This window comes from Agriterribacter humi, from assembly GCF_009192765.1.
In the GTDB taxonomy this organism is placed as follows: Bacteria; Bacteroidota; Bacteroidia; order Chitinophagales; family Chitinophagaceae; genus Agriterribacter; species Agriterribacter humi.
The window spans coordinates 117,013-133,134 of the sequence record NZ_VOHQ01000005.1; the positions used below are offsets into that span (position 1 = coordinate 117,013).

The 16,122-nt window shown below is 41.2% G+C and carries 10 protein-coding genes; 4 read left to right on the forward strand and 6 right to left on the reverse strand.

What is annotated here, in order from left to right; all coding sequences use genetic code 11:
* The first annotated feature begins 53 nt into the window (after nucleotides 1-53).
* The 4 genes from FRX45_RS10665 to FRX45_RS10680 all read left to right on the forward strand — a co-directional run bounded on the left by FRX45_RS10665 (nucleotide 54) and on the right by FRX45_RS10680 (nucleotide 10,152).
* Complete coding sequence (locus FRX45_RS10665; protein ID WP_152268412.1) at nucleotides 54-2,468, forward strand: ABC transporter permease; 2,415 nt, start codon at nucleotides 54-56, stop codon at nucleotides 2,466-2,468.
* A 110-nt stretch (nucleotides 2,469-2,578) separates the two neighbouring features.
* The gene (locus tag FRX45_RS10670; RefSeq protein WP_152268413.1) at nucleotides 2,579-4,957 is read left to right on the forward strand and encodes an ABC transporter permease; all 2,379 of its coding nucleotides are present in this window, start codon (nucleotides 2,579-2,581) and stop codon (nucleotides 4,955-4,957) included.
* A gap of 164 nt (nucleotides 4,958-5,121) precedes the next feature.
* Nucleotides 5,122-7,530 (forward strand): ABC transporter permease, encoded by a 2,409-nt coding sequence (locus tag FRX45_RS10675; protein WP_152268414.1) that lies wholly within the window; start codon nucleotides 5,122-5,124, stop codon nucleotides 7,528-7,530.
* Nucleotides 7,531-7,743: 213 nt separating this feature from the next.
* Nucleotides 7,744-10,152: an ABC transporter permease gene (locus tag FRX45_RS10680; protein WP_152268415.1), complete on the forward strand. Its 2,409-nt coding sequence runs from the start codon at nucleotides 7,744-7,746 to the stop codon at nucleotides 10,150-10,152.
* 335 nt (nucleotides 10,153-10,487) lie between these two features.
* Here FRX45_RS10680 and FRX45_RS10685 read toward each other — a convergent pair whose 3' ends face one another.
* The 6 genes from FRX45_RS10685 to acpS all read right to left on the reverse strand — a co-directional run bounded on the left by FRX45_RS10685 (nucleotide 10,488) and on the right by acpS (nucleotide 16,122).
* Nucleotides 10,488-12,236, reverse strand: a complete 1,749-nt coding sequence (locus tag FRX45_RS10685; RefSeq protein ID WP_152268416.1) for a phytoene desaturase family protein — start codon at nucleotides 12,234-12,236, stop codon at nucleotides 10,488-10,490.
* 197 nt (nucleotides 12,237-12,433) lie between these two features.
* Nucleotides 12,434-13,177 (reverse strand): anti-sigma factor, encoded by a 744-nt coding sequence (locus tag FRX45_RS10690; protein WP_152268417.1) that lies wholly within the window; start codon nucleotides 13,175-13,177, stop codon nucleotides 12,434-12,436.
* Between the two features lie 65 nt (nucleotides 13,178-13,242).
* Complete coding sequence (locus FRX45_RS10695) at nucleotides 13,243-13,779, reverse strand: RNA polymerase sigma factor (protein WP_152268418.1); 537 nt, start codon at nucleotides 13,777-13,779, stop codon at nucleotides 13,243-13,245.
* 233 nt (nucleotides 13,780-14,012) lie between these two features.
* Nucleotides 14,013-14,858, reverse strand: a complete 846-nt coding sequence (locus FRX45_RS10700; protein ID WP_152268419.1) for a ferritin-like domain-containing protein — start codon at nucleotides 14,856-14,858, stop codon at nucleotides 14,013-14,015.
* Between the two features lie 34 nt (nucleotides 14,859-14,892).
* Nucleotides 14,893-15,597 (reverse strand): ferritin-like domain-containing protein, encoded by a 705-nt coding sequence (locus FRX45_RS10705; protein ID WP_152268420.1) that lies wholly within the window; start codon nucleotides 15,595-15,597, stop codon nucleotides 14,893-14,895.
* Between the two features lie 159 nt (nucleotides 15,598-15,756).
* Nucleotides 15,757-16,122, reverse strand: a complete 366-nt coding sequence (gene acpS, locus FRX45_RS10710) for a holo-ACP synthase (protein ID WP_152268421.1) — start codon at nucleotides 16,120-16,122, stop codon at nucleotides 15,757-15,759.

The window sequence follows — 16,122 nt, forward strand, 5'->3', positions numbered from 1 at the left end:
TGTAGTAATGTGAAATCAGACATGACAAAATCAGAAATCATAAATCTTCTTCTATGCTCAAAAACTATTTAAAAATCGCATGGCGTTCTCTTGTTAAAAACCGGGTTACTGCTATTATTAACATATTGGGGCTTTCCGTAGGAATTAGTGCAGCGCTCATCATTTTTATGGTGGTACATTATAATTTTAGTTTTGACCGGTTTGTTCCTGGCAGAGACTATGTATATAGAATAGTTACTGAAGGAGAGGGTTGGAACAATAGCGGCGTGCCTGTACCTTTCCATACTGCATTACATAATATTTCAGGTGTTGCAGGCGTAACGCCAATACTTAATTATTCCGATAAGGTTAAAATAAGCATAAACGAGGGGAACAATACCGAGCCGAAATTGTTCAGGAAACAAACGGATGTGGCGTTTACCAATATGGAGTACTTTAAAATATTTCCACATAAATGGATAGCCGGCAATCAGCAAAAGGCTTTAGGTAACCCTTATTCAATCGTTATAACTAACAGCAGAGCAAAGCAATATTTCCCGGATTTGAAACCTGAAAATGTAATTGGTAAAACAGTTATACTTAATGATACTATTACTACAACCGTAACTGGTATCGTAAATGACCTGGAAGTCAATAGCGATTTTGATAAAATGATTTTTGTTTCCCTCCCAACAGCCACCCTGGGAAATTTGAAAGACTATTTTAATTGGAAGCACTGGGATAACACTAATTCAAGCTTTCAAACCATCATAAAACTTTTGCCGGGAATAAAGCCAGAGCAAATTAATAACCAGCTCGCAAAAGTTTTTAAGGAACGTGATCCTGGCAATACTAAAACGATTCACAGACTTCAGCCATTAAGTGATGTGCATACCAATCCTGTATTTGGAGGATCCGCTAATCCTGAAACGATGCGCAACCTGGTGATTTTAGGCGCTTTTCTATTGCTGCTGGGAGCAATCAATTTCATTAATTTATCCACTGCGCATGCATCGGAACGATCAAAGGAAATTGGTATTCGGAAAACATTAGGCAGCACGAAAAAGCAAATTGTTTTCCAGTTTCTGTCAGAAACATTTTTGCTAACTGTACTTACCGCTTTGTTGGCGATTGTTCTTATACCTTTATTGCTGAAAGGGTTTGAAGGTTTTGTTCCCGAAGGTTTACATTTTAATTATTTTCTGCAACAACCCTTTGTATGGCTGTTTTTACTGGTATTGATTATAGCGGTAAGTGTTTTGTCCGGTTTGTATCCTGCATTTGTATTAACAACATTTAAACCTGTATTGGCTTTAAAAAGCAATTTGCCGGCAGGAGATAATATATCCAGAGGTGTATTGTTGCGTAAAACTTTAATTGTATCACAGTTTGTAATAGCACAGGTGTTTATTATAGGGGTGTTTGTAGTGAATAAGCAAATACGATTTTCGCTGCAAAAAGATATGGGTTTCAGAAAAAATGCTATCATCAATTTCTATCCGCCATTTGATTGGTATAATCCCAACAATAAAAAATTTTTATTGAAAGATGCCCTATCTAAAATACCGGAAATACAAAAGCTTAGTTTTGGTAATCAGTCTCCTGCTTTTAATGGATATATGACGAGTAGTATTACTTATAAAGAAAATAACAAGAATCAGGAGATAACAGTTAATACGAGGAATGGCGATACTTCTTTTTTAAGTGTGTATGATATTAAATTGCTTGCGGGCAGGAATATTTTATTAACTGATACTGCAAATGAGCTTCTTGTTAATGAAACATTATCAAAGCAATTGGGATTTAAAGAACCATCAGATGCAGTTGGGCATTTTGTGTTTTTTAATGGTGCACCTAAACCCATTGTTGGCGTAATGACTGATTTCAATTTGCAATCTGTAAGAAATAGTATTAATCCTCTTATATATTATGCATCTCCCAAGAATGCCTATGTTATGCATATAGCATTACAACCTGACCCGGCAACCTGGAAAACAGCAATAAGCAAAATGGAGAAAGCCTGGAAGCAGATATATCCCGATCAGGATTTTGAGTATACCTTCCTGGATAAAACAATTGAAAATTTTTATAAAGAAGATCAGCAACTTTCAAAACTATTGACCTGGTCGGCAGCGGTAGCGCTATTTATAAGTTCCCTTGGATTATTAGGACTAGTAATCTTCATTACCAATAAACGGATAAAAGAAATAGGAATTCGAAAAGTATTAGGTGCTTCAGTGCGACAGATTATTGCTTTGCTTTCAACAGATTTTGTCAAATTACTCATACTTGCATTTATTATTGCTACGCCAATTGCATGGTGGCAAATGCATGGATGGCTGCAAAATTTTGCATACCGAACTAATTTAAGCTGGTGGATATTTTTGGTTAGTGGAGTAATCATGATTGTTATTTCACTTATTATTTTGGGCATAAGAGCCGGGAGTGCGGCAGTGGAAAATCCAGTGAAATTATTACGAACGGAGTGAACCTCACGCCAGCTCGAAAGAATCATTCTGGCGGGGCTCAGGCGGGTGGGCGACTGAACAGGCGGGTGAAAATCAACAATCAATAAATCAGACATCATAAATAACACTTTATGTTCAAAAATTATTTCAAAACTGCCTGGCGGAACATGGTTCACAACAAAGCATTCTCGGCCATTAATATTTCAGGACTGGCGCTGGGGATAACCTGCAGCCTGCTGATCATGCTTTGGGTACAGGATGAGCGGAGCATTGATGGCTTTCATGCCAATAGCAGTCGTTTGTACCAGGTATATGAGCGACAGCACTACGATGGTAAAGTGGAAGCCGGCTATTCAACGCAGGGACTGCTTGCGGATGAGCTTAAAAGAGTAATTCCTGAAATACAATATGCCAGCGGGTTGGAATATGCAGCAGCACCGGGCGCGCTCAGTACTTTTGAAGTGGAAACAAGGATCAATAAAATGAGTGGATTTTTTGCAGGCGCTGATTTCTTCAGCATGTTCAGCTTTCCTTTACTGGAAGGAAAACCGGAATCAGCTTTGAATACGCCCGAAGGCATTGCTATTTCGCGAAAAATGGCCGAACTGTTTTTTGGAAGCCCGGAAAAAGCTATTGGCCAAGCCATCCGTTACGAAAACAAAGATGAATTGCAGGTAACTGCTGTGTTTGAAAATACACCTTCCAATTCTTCAATGCAATTCGATTTTTTGAGAAGCTGGAAAGCTTTTGTAAAAGAGAATGCCTGGGTAAACAATTGGGGAAACACAAGTCCTTCCACCTATGTGCAACTAAGCGCCGGTGCTGATCCCCTGAAAGTAAAAGCCAGGATCAAAGATTTCGTTTACAATTACAGGCAAAAAGAAAAAGGTTTTGTAGTGGAGCTGGATTTGCAGTCTTACCCTGAAAAATACCTTCATTCTTCTTTTAAAAACGGCAAAATTGATGGTGGACGCATAGAATATGTGCGCCTGTTTACGCTTGTAGCTGCTTTTATTTTGTTAATTGCCTGCATCAATTTTATGAACCTGGCAACTGCCCGTTCTGCCAAACGATCTAAGGAGGTGGGTGTTCGAAAAGTTATTGGCGCCTCAAGGTATGCTTTGATCGGTCAGTTTACAGGAGAAGCAATGTTACTGACATGTATTTCAGTTTTAATTGCCGTTATTTTGGTAGCGCTGCTGCTGCCGGCCTTTAATACGCTTACCGGCAAACAATTATACGTACCCATTACTAAACCCTTTTTCTGGACATCTTTAGCGGGATTGCTATTGGTTACAGGCCTGGTAGCGGGTAGCTATCCTGCATTTTTTCTCTCCTCGCTTAAACCTGTAAAGGTGCTAAAAGGTAGTTTGACATTTAGCTGGAGCGCAATATTTTTCCGTAAGGCGCTGGTGGTTTTCCAGTTTGCCCTCTCTATTGTATTTATTGTAGGTATGATTGTAATTTATAAGCAGATGAATTATGTTCAGACAATAAACCTCGGTTATGACCGGGAAAACCTGGTATATATTCCTATAGAAGGCGACCTGGTTAAAAACTATGCACAGTTTAAAGAAGAAGCAGGCAAAATACCGGGCATCCTCAGCATTTCAAAAATGAGAAATTCACCAACCGTAATTGAACACCATACCAGCAGCATCGGGTGGCCGGGCAAAGACCCCAATCTTACCGTGTCATTTTCCGATGGCGTAGTGGGTTATGATTTTGTAAAAACAATGAAATTAGAGTTAAAAGATGGGCGTGATTTTTCCAGGGACTTTGGAACAGATTCCGCAAGTTTTCTGCTGAATGAAACAGCCGCGGCAAAAATGGGATACAAGGACCCTGTTGGTCAGCCTGTGTCATGGGGCAACCGTCCAGGTAAGATCATTGGCGTACTTAAAGATTTTCATTTCAATTCCATACACCAGTCCATCGAACCCCTGATCTTACGATTGGACGAAAACTGGGGCTGGGGCACCATACTGGTTCGTGCCGGGGCAGGCAAAACCAAAGCAACCATTACCGGACTGGAAAAAATAGGTAAATCATTAAATCCAAAATTTCCTTTTACCTACCAGTTCTCCGATCTTGAATATATGAAATTGTATAAAAGCGAGCAGGTTGTCAGCAAACTATCCAATTACTTTGCCTTCCTGGCTGTTTTTATTTCCTGCCTGGGTTTATTGGGTTTAGCAATGTTCACTGCCGAACAACGTACCAAAGAAATTGGCGTACGCAAGGTGCTGGGCGCATCCGTTCCCAATATTATTGCGCTGTTATCCTCTTATTTTATAAAACTGGTTTTGGTCGCCATACTCATCGCCTCTCCCATAGCATGGTACGCGATGAACAGGTGGCTGCAGGGCTTTGCCTATAAAATTGATATAATATGGTGGATATTTGCACTTGCCGGTTTGCTCACCATTGGCGTGGCGTTGTTAACAGTGGGCTATCAAAGCATCAAAGCGGCTGTGGCAAACCCTGTAAAGAGTTTGAGAACGGAATAGGATGTCTGATGTTTGATTTAAAAATAAAATCAGACATCACAGATCATCAAATCAGAAATTTTTTAAACCAAACTGTGGCTCATCCCCGCCTGAACAGTCAGCTGAAAATCAGCAATCAATAAACTTGTCCGCCGTGGCGGATCAGATATCATAAATAAAACTTCATGCTAAAAAATTATATTAAAATCGCCTGGCGGAATATTACAAAAAGCCGTTTTCATGCCCTGGTAAATATTTCAGGATTATCGGTGGGCATTGCTTTTACATTGCTTATTGGCGCATATGTATGGAGTGAACTGAATGTGAACAGTGCATTAAAGAACCTTAACCGGCAGTATATACTGCAAAGCAAATGGAAAAATCCCAACCAGGGACTTGAACTTACCACGGTTGGCCCACTGGCTAAGGCGCTAAGGGAAACGTACCCCCACCTTGTGGCCAACTACTACCGCTGGGATGGCATTACATCGAATGTATCTAAGGGAGATAAGGTTTTTAGGGAAGGGCTGCAGGTTGGCGACAGCACGATGTTAAGCATGTATGGATTCAGTGTGCTGCATGGCAATACGAAAACAGCTTTTGATGATCCTTTTTCAGTGGTTATCACCGCGGAAAAAGCGATCAAATATTTTGGCAAAACAGATGTGACAGGAGAAACACTGTCTATAGAAAATTTTTCAGGAGCGAAGCATGATTTCATGATAAGTGCTGTATTAAAGAGCCCTGCAAAAAATTCTGTAACGATGCTCAACGATAATAACAATAACCAATTCTATATATCGGCCAATAACATCAGTTATTTTGGCCGAAATATGGACTGGCCTAATTTTTATATTGTAGGTTATATTGAGCTTCAGAAAGGTGTTTCACCGATTGAACTGGAAAAGCCGATGCAGCATTTGTTAAAACAAAATGCGCCACCGGGAGTTGCGGAAAACCTTACTCCCTATATTGTTCCTTTAAACCAATATTACTTAGATGCCAATAACGGGTTGATCAAAAAAACCCTGTTTGCCTTATCCGGCATAGCATTCTTTATACTGCTGATGGCCATTGTAAATTTTATAAATCTATCGGTGAGCAAATCAGCGGCGAGGATGAGAGAGATTGGCATTCGTAAAGTATTGGGTGGCGTAAGGAGGCAATTGATTGTTCAGTTCCTGGTGGAGTCGGTAATCACTGTTCTCTTTTCTACAATAGTAGCAGTCTTTTTATATATAGCAACCTGTAACCTGTTCAGCAATATACTGGGCAAAGAAATTCCTTCTTTAAATGCCTTTCCATTATACTTCATTTTTATTCCGGCTATATTAATTGTATTGATCGGGTTCCTGGCAGGCATCTACCCTTCTTTTGTTTTATCTTCTCTTAAAGCGGTTGAATCCCTTAAGGGCAAGCTGGGAGCAGTAAAAGACAATGTTTTGTTGAGAAAGTTATTGATCGGTTTCCAGTTTGGCACGGCAGCGCTTGTTTTTATTTGCGCTTATATTATTACGGAACAAATGCAGCTTTTTTTTACAAAAGACTTAGGATACAATAAAGACTATATCGTGTCTGCCCAGTTGCCACGCGACTGGTCACGGCCCGGAGTTGATAAAATGGAAACAATCCGCAGCCAGTTTGCAGCAATGCCGCAGGTTAGTAATGCCGCACTGTCTTATGAAGTGCCGGACGATAACAATGCCGGGCAGGTTACACTGTACAGGATCGGTTCCGATTCTGCCCATGCTGTTTCTTCACAACAATTCACCACAGATGAATATTACAGGTCCACTTTTAATATCCCGATGGCCGCCGGAGAATTTTTTGGAAAGGAAGGCGGGCTGGTGGATGCAACTAAAATCGTTATCAATGAAAAGCAGGCTAAGGCCTTGGGCTGGAACGATCCACAAGATGCCATTGGTAAAGGAGTAGTTTTCCTGGGATTTAATGGTTACAAAGCTGCAATAGCAGGTGTTACAAAGGATTTCAATACCGGCTCATTGCAAAAAGCGATTCCGCCGGTTACATTCGTGCATGTTAAAACCAATACTATTTTCAGATTCCTGTCTTTCAAACTGCGGGCTGGCAATGTACGTGAATCCATAGCGGCTTTGCAGCAAAAATGGTCTGTGCTTTTGCCAGGCACTGCATTCGACTTTACATTTATGGATGATACCATCAAAAAATTATATACAACAGAAATACAATTACAGCAGGCGTCTTATACCGCTGCTCTGCTGGCGCTTGTTATTGTATTGCTTGGCGTGCTGGGCCTAATATCTTTAAGCGTACAAAAAAGGATAAAGGAAATCGGTATCCGGAAAATACTGGGATCTTCGGTTTCGGCCATTATTGCCTTGTTTGTAAAAGAATTTCTGTCAATCGTGTTAATAGCCGGTTTGGTGGTTTGCCCGCTTGCCTATATATTAATGAACAGTTGGCTGAATGCATACGTTTATCGGGTAGCCATAACCGGCATACCATTTATGGCATCTCTTGTTTTTATTGGCGCAGTTACGATACTGATCATTGTAGCCCGCACCTATAAAGCTGCTATGGATAACCCGGTGAAGAGCCTTCGCACCGAATAGCTACGGCTCTCAAAGAGCGTTTGAAAACGGAGTGAAGTTAATTTGAAAATGAGATGATTTGAAAATTGAAAATGAGCGGCCGCCACACAACGAAGGAGCGTCAGACCGCGAATACGGGATTATGTAAAATGTTTAAATTGCTGAAAGCTGATTCGCCACGGCGGACAAGTTGCTGACGGAAAGCTAACTACTGACAGCTCAAATCATACAATTATGTTAAGAAACTATTTTAAAATCATTCTTAGAAACCTGAAAACCCAAAAAGTCTTCTCCGCCATAAATCTTCTTGGGTTAACCGTTAGCCTCACGGCTGTAATATTTATATCGCTGTATATACGGTACGAGTTGTCTTACGACAAATATTTACCCACATCCGGTAATGTTTACAGGCTTTATACTGAAAATACCCGGTTAAAGGAGGATGCCAATAAACTGCAATTGCCAACCGGCCTGGCAGAAATGCTTAAAAAGGAGTTCCCCGAAGTGAAGGAGTTCGTGCAGATAAACCAGGGAAAACAGGAATTTATAGGGAAAAACGGAAATATAAAAGTCGGCACGCTTGATGCCGGCAATAATTATTTCACCATATTTCCTTTCACCTTTATTGCAGGTAACCCACAGCAGGCGTTATCGGAAAAAAATTCGATTGTTCTTACCGAATCTGCTGCTAAAAAAATATTTGGCAACACCAACCCTTTGAACCAGGTATTAATGAATACCCAAAATGAACCATTTACCGTAACTGCTATTGTAAAAGACATCCCGGCTAATACTCATTTTGAAGCAGAGGCTATTGTTAATTTAAGCTATCCCTGGGCCTTAAAGCCGCTCAACTGGAAAGCCTATTCCGGTATATACCAATATGTATTATTAGGAGATAACGTTGAAGCAGGGGCGCTGCAAAAAAAGTTTAAGTCTGTTTATGAAAAATATGCTTTTCCTAAAGATATACAACTTGTTTTGCAACCGGTAACAGCTATCCACCTGCACTCCAATTTCAGTGGTGAATTATCTGTAAACTCCGATATCCGGTATATCTACATTTTCGGACTGGCAGCACTGCTGCTATTGTTTCTTGCAGGCATCAATTACATCAATCTCTCAACTGCCCGTTCGCTGCACCGTGCAAAAGAAACAGGTATCAGAAAAGTACTGGGCGCCCAAAGAAAAGGGATTATCATACAATTCCTTTCGGAAACAATCCTGTTTTTCCTTTTAGCAACCATCGCCTCAATTGTATTAACAATTATTTTTTCTGCTTTCATTGCGGGAATATTACACATTAACCCGGATGTTTTTACAGCATTTGATACCGCTTCGCTCCTTGTTTTTTTGGGAGGAATATTATTTTTTGGAGTGATAGCAGGGCTTTATCCTGCATTTTACTTATCAAAACAAGCGCCTGCATTCATTATAAAAGGGATAATGAGCAGAAACGCATTTAATGTAATATTAAGGAAAGCATTAGTGGTGTTTCAATTTGGGGTTTCCATCTTCTTCATCATTGTTACCATTACCATTTTTCAGCAACTCCGCTTCATTCAGCATAAAAAACTGGGCTTCGATAAGGAACAATTACTGATGATCGCCTTTAACAGGTATGGCAAAAATGTAGAAATATTTAAAAACAGGCTGCAGCAAAATCCTGCTATTAAAAATATATCCATTTCTTCATGGAGCCCCGGTATAGGTTATGGAGGCAGCGGAAGCTGGGACGACCAGGCGGATTCATCTAAAAAGATTTCGGTAGACATGATGTTTACAGATGTTCATTTTATAAAAAGCATGGGTATTGAGCTCATTGCAGGAAGGGACTTTTCTGAAAAGCATCCTTTGGACACATTAGAACCGTCGGGAAATAAAAAATTAACCGGGGAAGCTTTTCGAAAAGCGTTAAGCGACAGGTCGCTCATTTTAAATGAAACCGCTGTTAAAGTATTGGGGTTACAACTACCTGTAGTGGGAACGCGGCTCAGTTATCCCGCATTACAGGGCACCGTAATTGGCATAGTAAAAGATTTCAACGGGCTTAGCCTCCATCATAAAGTAGCTCCTTTAGCATTAAGGGCAGAAGGCAACATGACAAGCGGCTATACTTTTATTCGCATCAATCCGGGAAATATGCATGCGGCAATTGAAACCATTAAAAACGAATGGAAAAAAACTTTTCCTGAGAAATCATTTGAAATTTCATTTGTAGATGAATCGCTGGAAAAATTATACACTTCCGAAAAAAGGCTTGCGGCATTATTCAGTTCCTTTGCTTTATTGGGAATAGGAATTGCCTGTCTTGGTATTTTTGGCTTGGCCTCCTATATGGCAGAACAGCGTTCAAAAGAAATAGGGATAAGAAAAGTGCTGGGAGCCAGTGTAAAACAAATAGTGAATATGTTATCCCGGCAATTTTTGAGATCCATTTTCCTTGGCGCATTGGTCATATTCCCGGTTGCATGGTGGTTCCTGAATTACTGGCTGCGCGGATTTGCATACAGGATCAGCATTAACTGGTGGGTATTTGCTTCGGCAACGCTCATTGCAGCAATTATTGCATTGGTCACAATAAGTTACCAGTCCATCAAAGCAGCAATAGCCAGCCCCGTGAAAAGCCTGAGAACAGAATAATACAAATATGAAAATGCCTGCCCGACTGAATAGGCGGGTGGAAGTGTGGAAATAAGCGGTCGGTAAGCAACGAAGGAGCGTCAGACCGCGGATAAATGTGGAAGAATCAAAATCCTGGAATTGAACTGTAGTACCGTCCCTCTACACGCCGTGGAGAGGAAATCCATTATTTTTATTGCAACAATAGTGGTGCTGATCACCATTGTCGGGCAGGGACTGGTGCTTCCCGTGATCGTGAAATAAATCCCGGCCTGACACAGAGTTGAGTTAAATTGTAATATGTGGTATTGCCCTTTCTCCTTTCTCCTCTCTCCTCTCTCCTTTCTCGTCCCAGGTCATTCCGCGGCCTCATCTTCTTCAACAACGGGAGGAACAGGATAAGCAGCCGAAGCCTCACGTGCAGCACGTTTCTGAGCCGGTGTAAGCGGCTGAACCCATGAATTATCATAAGGTTTGAAACAGGCATTGGCCAATAATTCCTGCAGGGTTATTTTACCGTCAATGTAGCGGCATAACGCTGTGAACGCAGGCCTGTTCTCTTTTTTTAAAATCAATAAACTGGCATTGGTTCCTGCTTTCGCAGCAATAGGCACGCCTCCGCCCAGTTCGGCCCAATGGCCACCCAGCAACAGATTTTTTACCGGCGTTTGGTAATGGGCTATTTTGCTTTGCATGTTCTTTCGTCCGGGTTTTGCTCCCATCATCGTGCCATTCTTATTGCCCGTATAACGATGATGCGTAACCGGTGTTGCCACTTCATAAAATAATATACGCGATCGCAGCCCCGGAGCTACCAGCGCTTCTACCCTTCCGATGATAATTTCAGCGGTTTCTTTCTTCAATGTTTTGTAAGCTTCCCCCCTGATATAACTACCCTTATCATCCAGTGTAGTATGCCAGTTATTACTATAGTCCATTAGCGCCGGCATAAATAAAGTGAGTGAGCCATGTCCTTCCGGCACCATCGTCTTATCTCTCACAGAGGGCGCCAGTATACTAATTTCGGTTGTAGCAGGATCGCCGGTATGATGACTGTCGTACGACTGTCTCTCGTCCGCAACATGTATCATCTCTTCACCAAAGCCCAATTCCTCCGCGGTGCAATCAAGGGCAATAGAAATGGTTACAGATGAAGTATACAATTCAGCATGCTGCAGTTTACTTTTCAGCTTTACAGGAACAGCATCAGCCGGTAACATCTTTTCATACAGGGTTTCAATATCACAGGCGGCAATTACATACTTACTGCTGAGCTGATGCAACTGCCCCTTATGCATAAATTTTACACCGGTACAAACATTTCCGTTCACCACGATTTCTTTAACACTGCATTGCGTGCACACCACATTATTATAAAATTCCACTACATGCTGCAGCCATTGTGGTATTACCTGCCCCCCTCCTTTTGGCGGACACTGGAAATCGTTGGCATACGACCAGCCTATAGGAACCATACAACCAATTAATTCGGTTTCAGATGCAAAAATGCTGTGCAATTTTTCATTTTTAAAGAAACGTTTTAATCCCTTCTTTAAACCCTTTTCCCCACTGTATGAAATAAAAGGAATAAAAGGCAGGATCACCTTAAGCACCTTTAACTTGTTTTGCAGCTTTTCTGAAAAAGACATGGTTTCTTCCGATCTGAATATCTGGTTCAGATTATTAAGTGAGTTCCCTATTTTTTTGGCTTTTAAAAAAAAACGTTCAATTCCTTCTTTTTCATTTGGGAATTCTGCACTCAACTGATCTTTTAATTCGTCAGGATTATTGGTGAGCAGGTAATCATAACCACTGCCCTTATATCGCCGGGTGCGCTCCAGGGTAATGGCTTTTGGATGATCATTACCCAGCACATCAAAAAGTTTGGTTACCATTCCCTCCGGCCCATATTGATTGAGCCAGTGAATAGCGGTATCAAAAATAAAATCCTTTCTCCTGAAACCGGCTAAGTATCCTCCCACATGCGGCTCTTTTTCCAGCACACAAACCGAAAGTCCGGCCTTGCTTAATAAAGCTGCCGCAGTTAGTCCGCCTATGCCGGCGCCTATGATCACCACATCATAATGCGTCTCCAGTTTTTTCATGGCAGGAAATTACTAAACAGATTTCAATTGTATGTTTTAATTATTCTTTTTACCCGCATTTCGGATTCATAGGGTCCGTGATCCCTCTTTTAAAGTAATTGAATAGGATGAGTACCGGTATAGATTGTGATGCAGGAAGGCGCAAATTACATTGGTTGAAAAGAGCTAAGATTATCATATACCTAAACTTAAAAGTGCTATACTTTTCCGATCACATATAATTGAGACATTGTAGGCACAGCGCTGCCCCCGGCATTTTCAAGTGTAATAGCAAATGCCTCAGCCCTGGGTATATTCTTCATTTTACAAAGCACATCGCCGCAGTCCCCAACCATGCCTGCATCAACGGGCTTGCCGTCTACAATTGCCCACAACTGGTACTGTTTTCCCTGCGGCACTTTGGCCATTTCATTCTGCAATACGTATACATCTTTTGTACGCGAATTCCAGTATACGGTAGCTTTGCTGTTTTTGCCTGTCATGGCAATAATCTGCATGGCCGTATCTTTCATCATCTGCATACTACTGTCCAACACATTCAGTTTTGTTTGAGCAGCATCAAGGTTCGCAAAAAGTGAACTACGTTCGGCAAGCAGCCCGTTGTACTCACGCCGCGCATCAGCATATTTGTTGTAGTAATAAATGTTCAGCACAGCGCTGATCAATAAAAGCACCAGGCTGGCGGCTGCCAGATATTTCCAGGTAGCGGGCCGTCTTACTGCAGTTCCGGTAATAGCCGGGTCTTCCTTAATTACCGGCAAAAAATCAGGATTAAGCTCATTCCATATCGCCTGCTTTACATCAGGCGATGGTACAACTGCATTGGCTGTTAAATGCTGCTCAAGACTGATCTCAAAGTCATTTACCGCTTTGGCAATTTCGGGATAGGCAGACATCATAGACACAACATCAGCAGTTTCTTCCGGAGAAGTAAGCCGCATGACGTAACTTTCAATTATTCCACTTTCTATGTATGCTTTAATATCCACTTTTAGCTATACTATTATTATAAAAGTTGTTTTAGTACAATTAGTGCTTTTCTGATCCTTGTTTTAACCGTTCCCAAAGGGATGTTTTCCTCCTTTGATATTTCCTCATGCGTATATCCTCTAAAATAAGCCAGTGTTATTAATTTTCCATACTCACCAGGTAAGCGTTTTACAATACCCGCAATTCCTATCCTGTCGGTATCAAATGGAATATTTTCCGGCAAATGACCCATAGTATCAGAGATGTCAAGATGCTTACGGCTGTTTTTAAATTGCTTTCCCCGTGTAAAATCTATTGATGCATTCCGCGCTATGTTAAGCATCCAGGTAAAAAGCCTGCCTTTCGCCGGATCATACTGATCTGCCTGCCTCCATATCTTTACAAATACGTCCTGCAAAATATCACTGGCTGTTTCTCTGTCCGTAATAATATTGAGTATTACCGCGTATAATGCGCCTGAGTATTGTTCGTACAGGTAATCAAAAGCAGAGCGGTCGCGCTGTTTCAGCAACAGCACAAGATCTGCTTCTTTATAATTTCCGGTAACTGGCATTAATCCTGCTAAATTAGTCCTTTCCTTTTTAATATGCATTATTTTCAGGCACGCGTAATATAAATGAATATCATCTGCATTTAACAGGTAAAAAAGTATGTCGATGCGCAAATAAATGCCGGAACCGGCTGCAACAATTGAGTAGAGTTTAAAAGGTTAACAGGGTTGAAACTATAGGAAGATATATTGCTAAGACCTGATGATACCTTACATCACATAAAAACTTACTATTTTTATTTAGGCAAAAACGGATCAACAATGGCCAATATCTGTTCCATGGAAAGGGGTTCATCAAAGCTTTCCGAAGCGGCTTCCATGCTAATATTCTGACCATTAATATTTACGATATTAACACCTGCCTGTGTGGTTATTTCTTCCCCGTCATAACTTGCCTGCACAGCAGCCCCAATTCCGCCACTATCCTTTCCTGTTATCCACGGCTTCAGATCATTGTTTTGCGTGGTTGCCCGGCGCATACTACGGATATGAGCTGCATGCCTGGCTTCTACGGAATGTATATTCAGCGCTGCCGTAAGTACATCGTTATTGGAAATTAAATTTCCCGCCTGGCCCTTATACGCTCTCACTCCCGTGTCTTCAAAGGTTTGCGCTACCGCAAGGAACAAGTCATAATTAGAGAAGGCGTCTTTAAAAGGTCCGTTGCCATCGCCCTTTGCTCCTGAAAAATCAAACTCAGGTTTGGATACAGGTGTAGCGCCCATTGCCATTATAGCTGTTTTAAGAAATTCCACATGGGCCACCTCATGATCCCTGATGGTAGTGATGGCCCCGGTGGCAGCGCCAGCAGGCAAAAGTCCCGGAGCTGCTACTGCTTTAGTGTAAAACTCAGCTTCAAGATATTCGAGTGTTAAAGCGAACTGAAGTACATCTGTAACACTTGCGGTGGTTTGTCCGTATGCTTTTTGAAACATGGAGCCAAAGGCGAGAGGAACCGTAGCTAAGGCAATTTTTCCACTCATTTTAGTAAAGCCGCTTATCACTTTTCTTCTTGAATCTAACCTGTTGTATACTTCGGGATCGGCTTTTTCAATTTCAGAAATAATATTATATAAGTTCATATTAGTAAGTTTTTAAGTGAATAATAAATGCTGATTAACTTGTTGGCAATCCGCTTGCATCAATTTTTGATTTAAGGTAAGTGGATGCAATAGTCAATACTTCTCCGGGCAAACGTGATTTGTCCAGCCCGTTACCATCAATAACTGTGTTGTCGGCAAATGAACCGTTGCTGATCATATCCCTGATGGTTGCCGCATGCCTGGCTTCAACCGAAACGATTTTACCGGCAAGCAACAGATAGTTGCCATCTTTTATCAGGTGGCCCGCCCCGTTATAGGCCGATACACCGAGGTCTTCAAAAGCTTTGGCCGTTCCGAGTACACTGTCCCTGCTTCCAAAGTCTATGGAACTGAAATCTACTTCCAGGGCAGGAATAGCTTTTGCACCCAAAGCCGATTTAAAAAATTCACGATGAGCAATTTCATGATCGCGGATATCGGTAAGATACGACTGCTCAGTTGCGGTAATGCCGCTGTATAGCGTACTTATTACCTGCACGTAAAAAGCAGCTTCCAATTGCTCCAGTGCATAAGCATAATTCAATATCCCTATGTCATCGCTGCCAAGTGGTATGCCTTTGTTGTTTCCGTTATTATTATTATTATTATTGTCTTTTTTACATGCTGCGGCTACAGCCATTACGGAAACAGTTCCTCCTATATATTTGAGAAAATTACGCCGTTGCATGCCTTCGGAAAACTGGTCGCTCTGAAATGCTGACTGGATTGTACTTTTCATAATTTCTGAATTAAAGTTTTAAAATGCTTTAATACACATACGAAAAGCAAATCCATATGGATTTAAATGCGGATTTTTAATTTATCGGGGAATAGTAAATATTATGGAGAAAAGCGATATAACGCTAACAATATTCTTAAAGGATTACGGCACTCCTCTTTATTGCTCTACCAGCACCACTGCCGTTGCTATTCTTTTAACATGCGATAAGGAAACATGTATCTTCATAAGGCCAATTGTAACGGCAGTTTCTCCAAGCAATTTTAGTTCCGGCTTACCATTTTCATTGTTAACAATTTCAACTTCATTAAAAGCCGTTCCATTTTTCCACCCGGTGCCGATCGCTTTAAAAAAAGCTTCCTTGGCTGCAAACCGCGCTGCGTAATGCTGGTATTTATTCGTTTTTGATTCGCAATAGGCTATTTCATTTTTTGAAAATACCAGTTCCCTGAAGCCCTGTTCTTTTTCAATGGCTTTTGCCATTCTGCCTGTTTCAACAATATCTGTTCCAATACCCGCAATCAT

Bases quoted from the DNA above. Each gene is read 5' to 3' on its own strand.
- FRX45_RS10670 (WP_152268413.1), top strand. From the start codon at position 2,579: ATGTTCAAAAATTATTTCAAAACTGCCTGGCGGAACATGGTTCACAAC.
- FRX45_RS10675 (WP_152268414.1), top strand. From the start codon at position 5,122: ATGCTAAAAAATTATATTAAAATCGCCTGGCGGAATATTACAAAAAGC.
- FRX45_RS10665 (WP_152268412.1), top strand. From the start codon at position 54: ATGCTCAAAAACTATTTAAAAATCGCATGGCGTTCTCTTGTTAAAAAC.
- FRX45_RS10690 (WP_152268417.1), bottom strand. From the start codon at position 13,177: ATGCGGCTTACTTCTCCGGAAGAAACTGCTGATGTTGTGTCTATGATG.
- FRX45_RS10700 (WP_152268419.1), bottom strand. From the start codon at position 14,858: ATGAACTTATATAATATTATTTCTGAAATTGAAAAAGCCGATCCCGAA.
- FRX45_RS10705 (WP_152268420.1), bottom strand. From the start codon at position 15,597: ATGAAAAGTACAATCCAGTCAGCATTTCAGAGCGACCAGTTTTCCGAA.
- acpS (WP_152268421.1), bottom strand. From the start codon at position 16,122: ATGATTGCGGGTATTGGAACAGATATTGTTGAAACAGGCAGAATGGCA.
- FRX45_RS10680 (WP_152268415.1), top strand. From the start codon at position 7,744: ATGTTAAGAAACTATTTTAAAATCATTCTTAGAAACCTGAAAACCCAA.
- FRX45_RS10695 (WP_152268418.1), bottom strand. From the start codon at position 13,779: ATGCCAGTTACCGGAAATTATAAAGAAGCAGATCTTGTGCTGTTGCTG.
- FRX45_RS10685 (WP_152268416.1), bottom strand. From the start codon at position 12,236: ATGAAAAAACTGGAGACGCATTATGATGTGGTGATCATAGGCGCCGGC.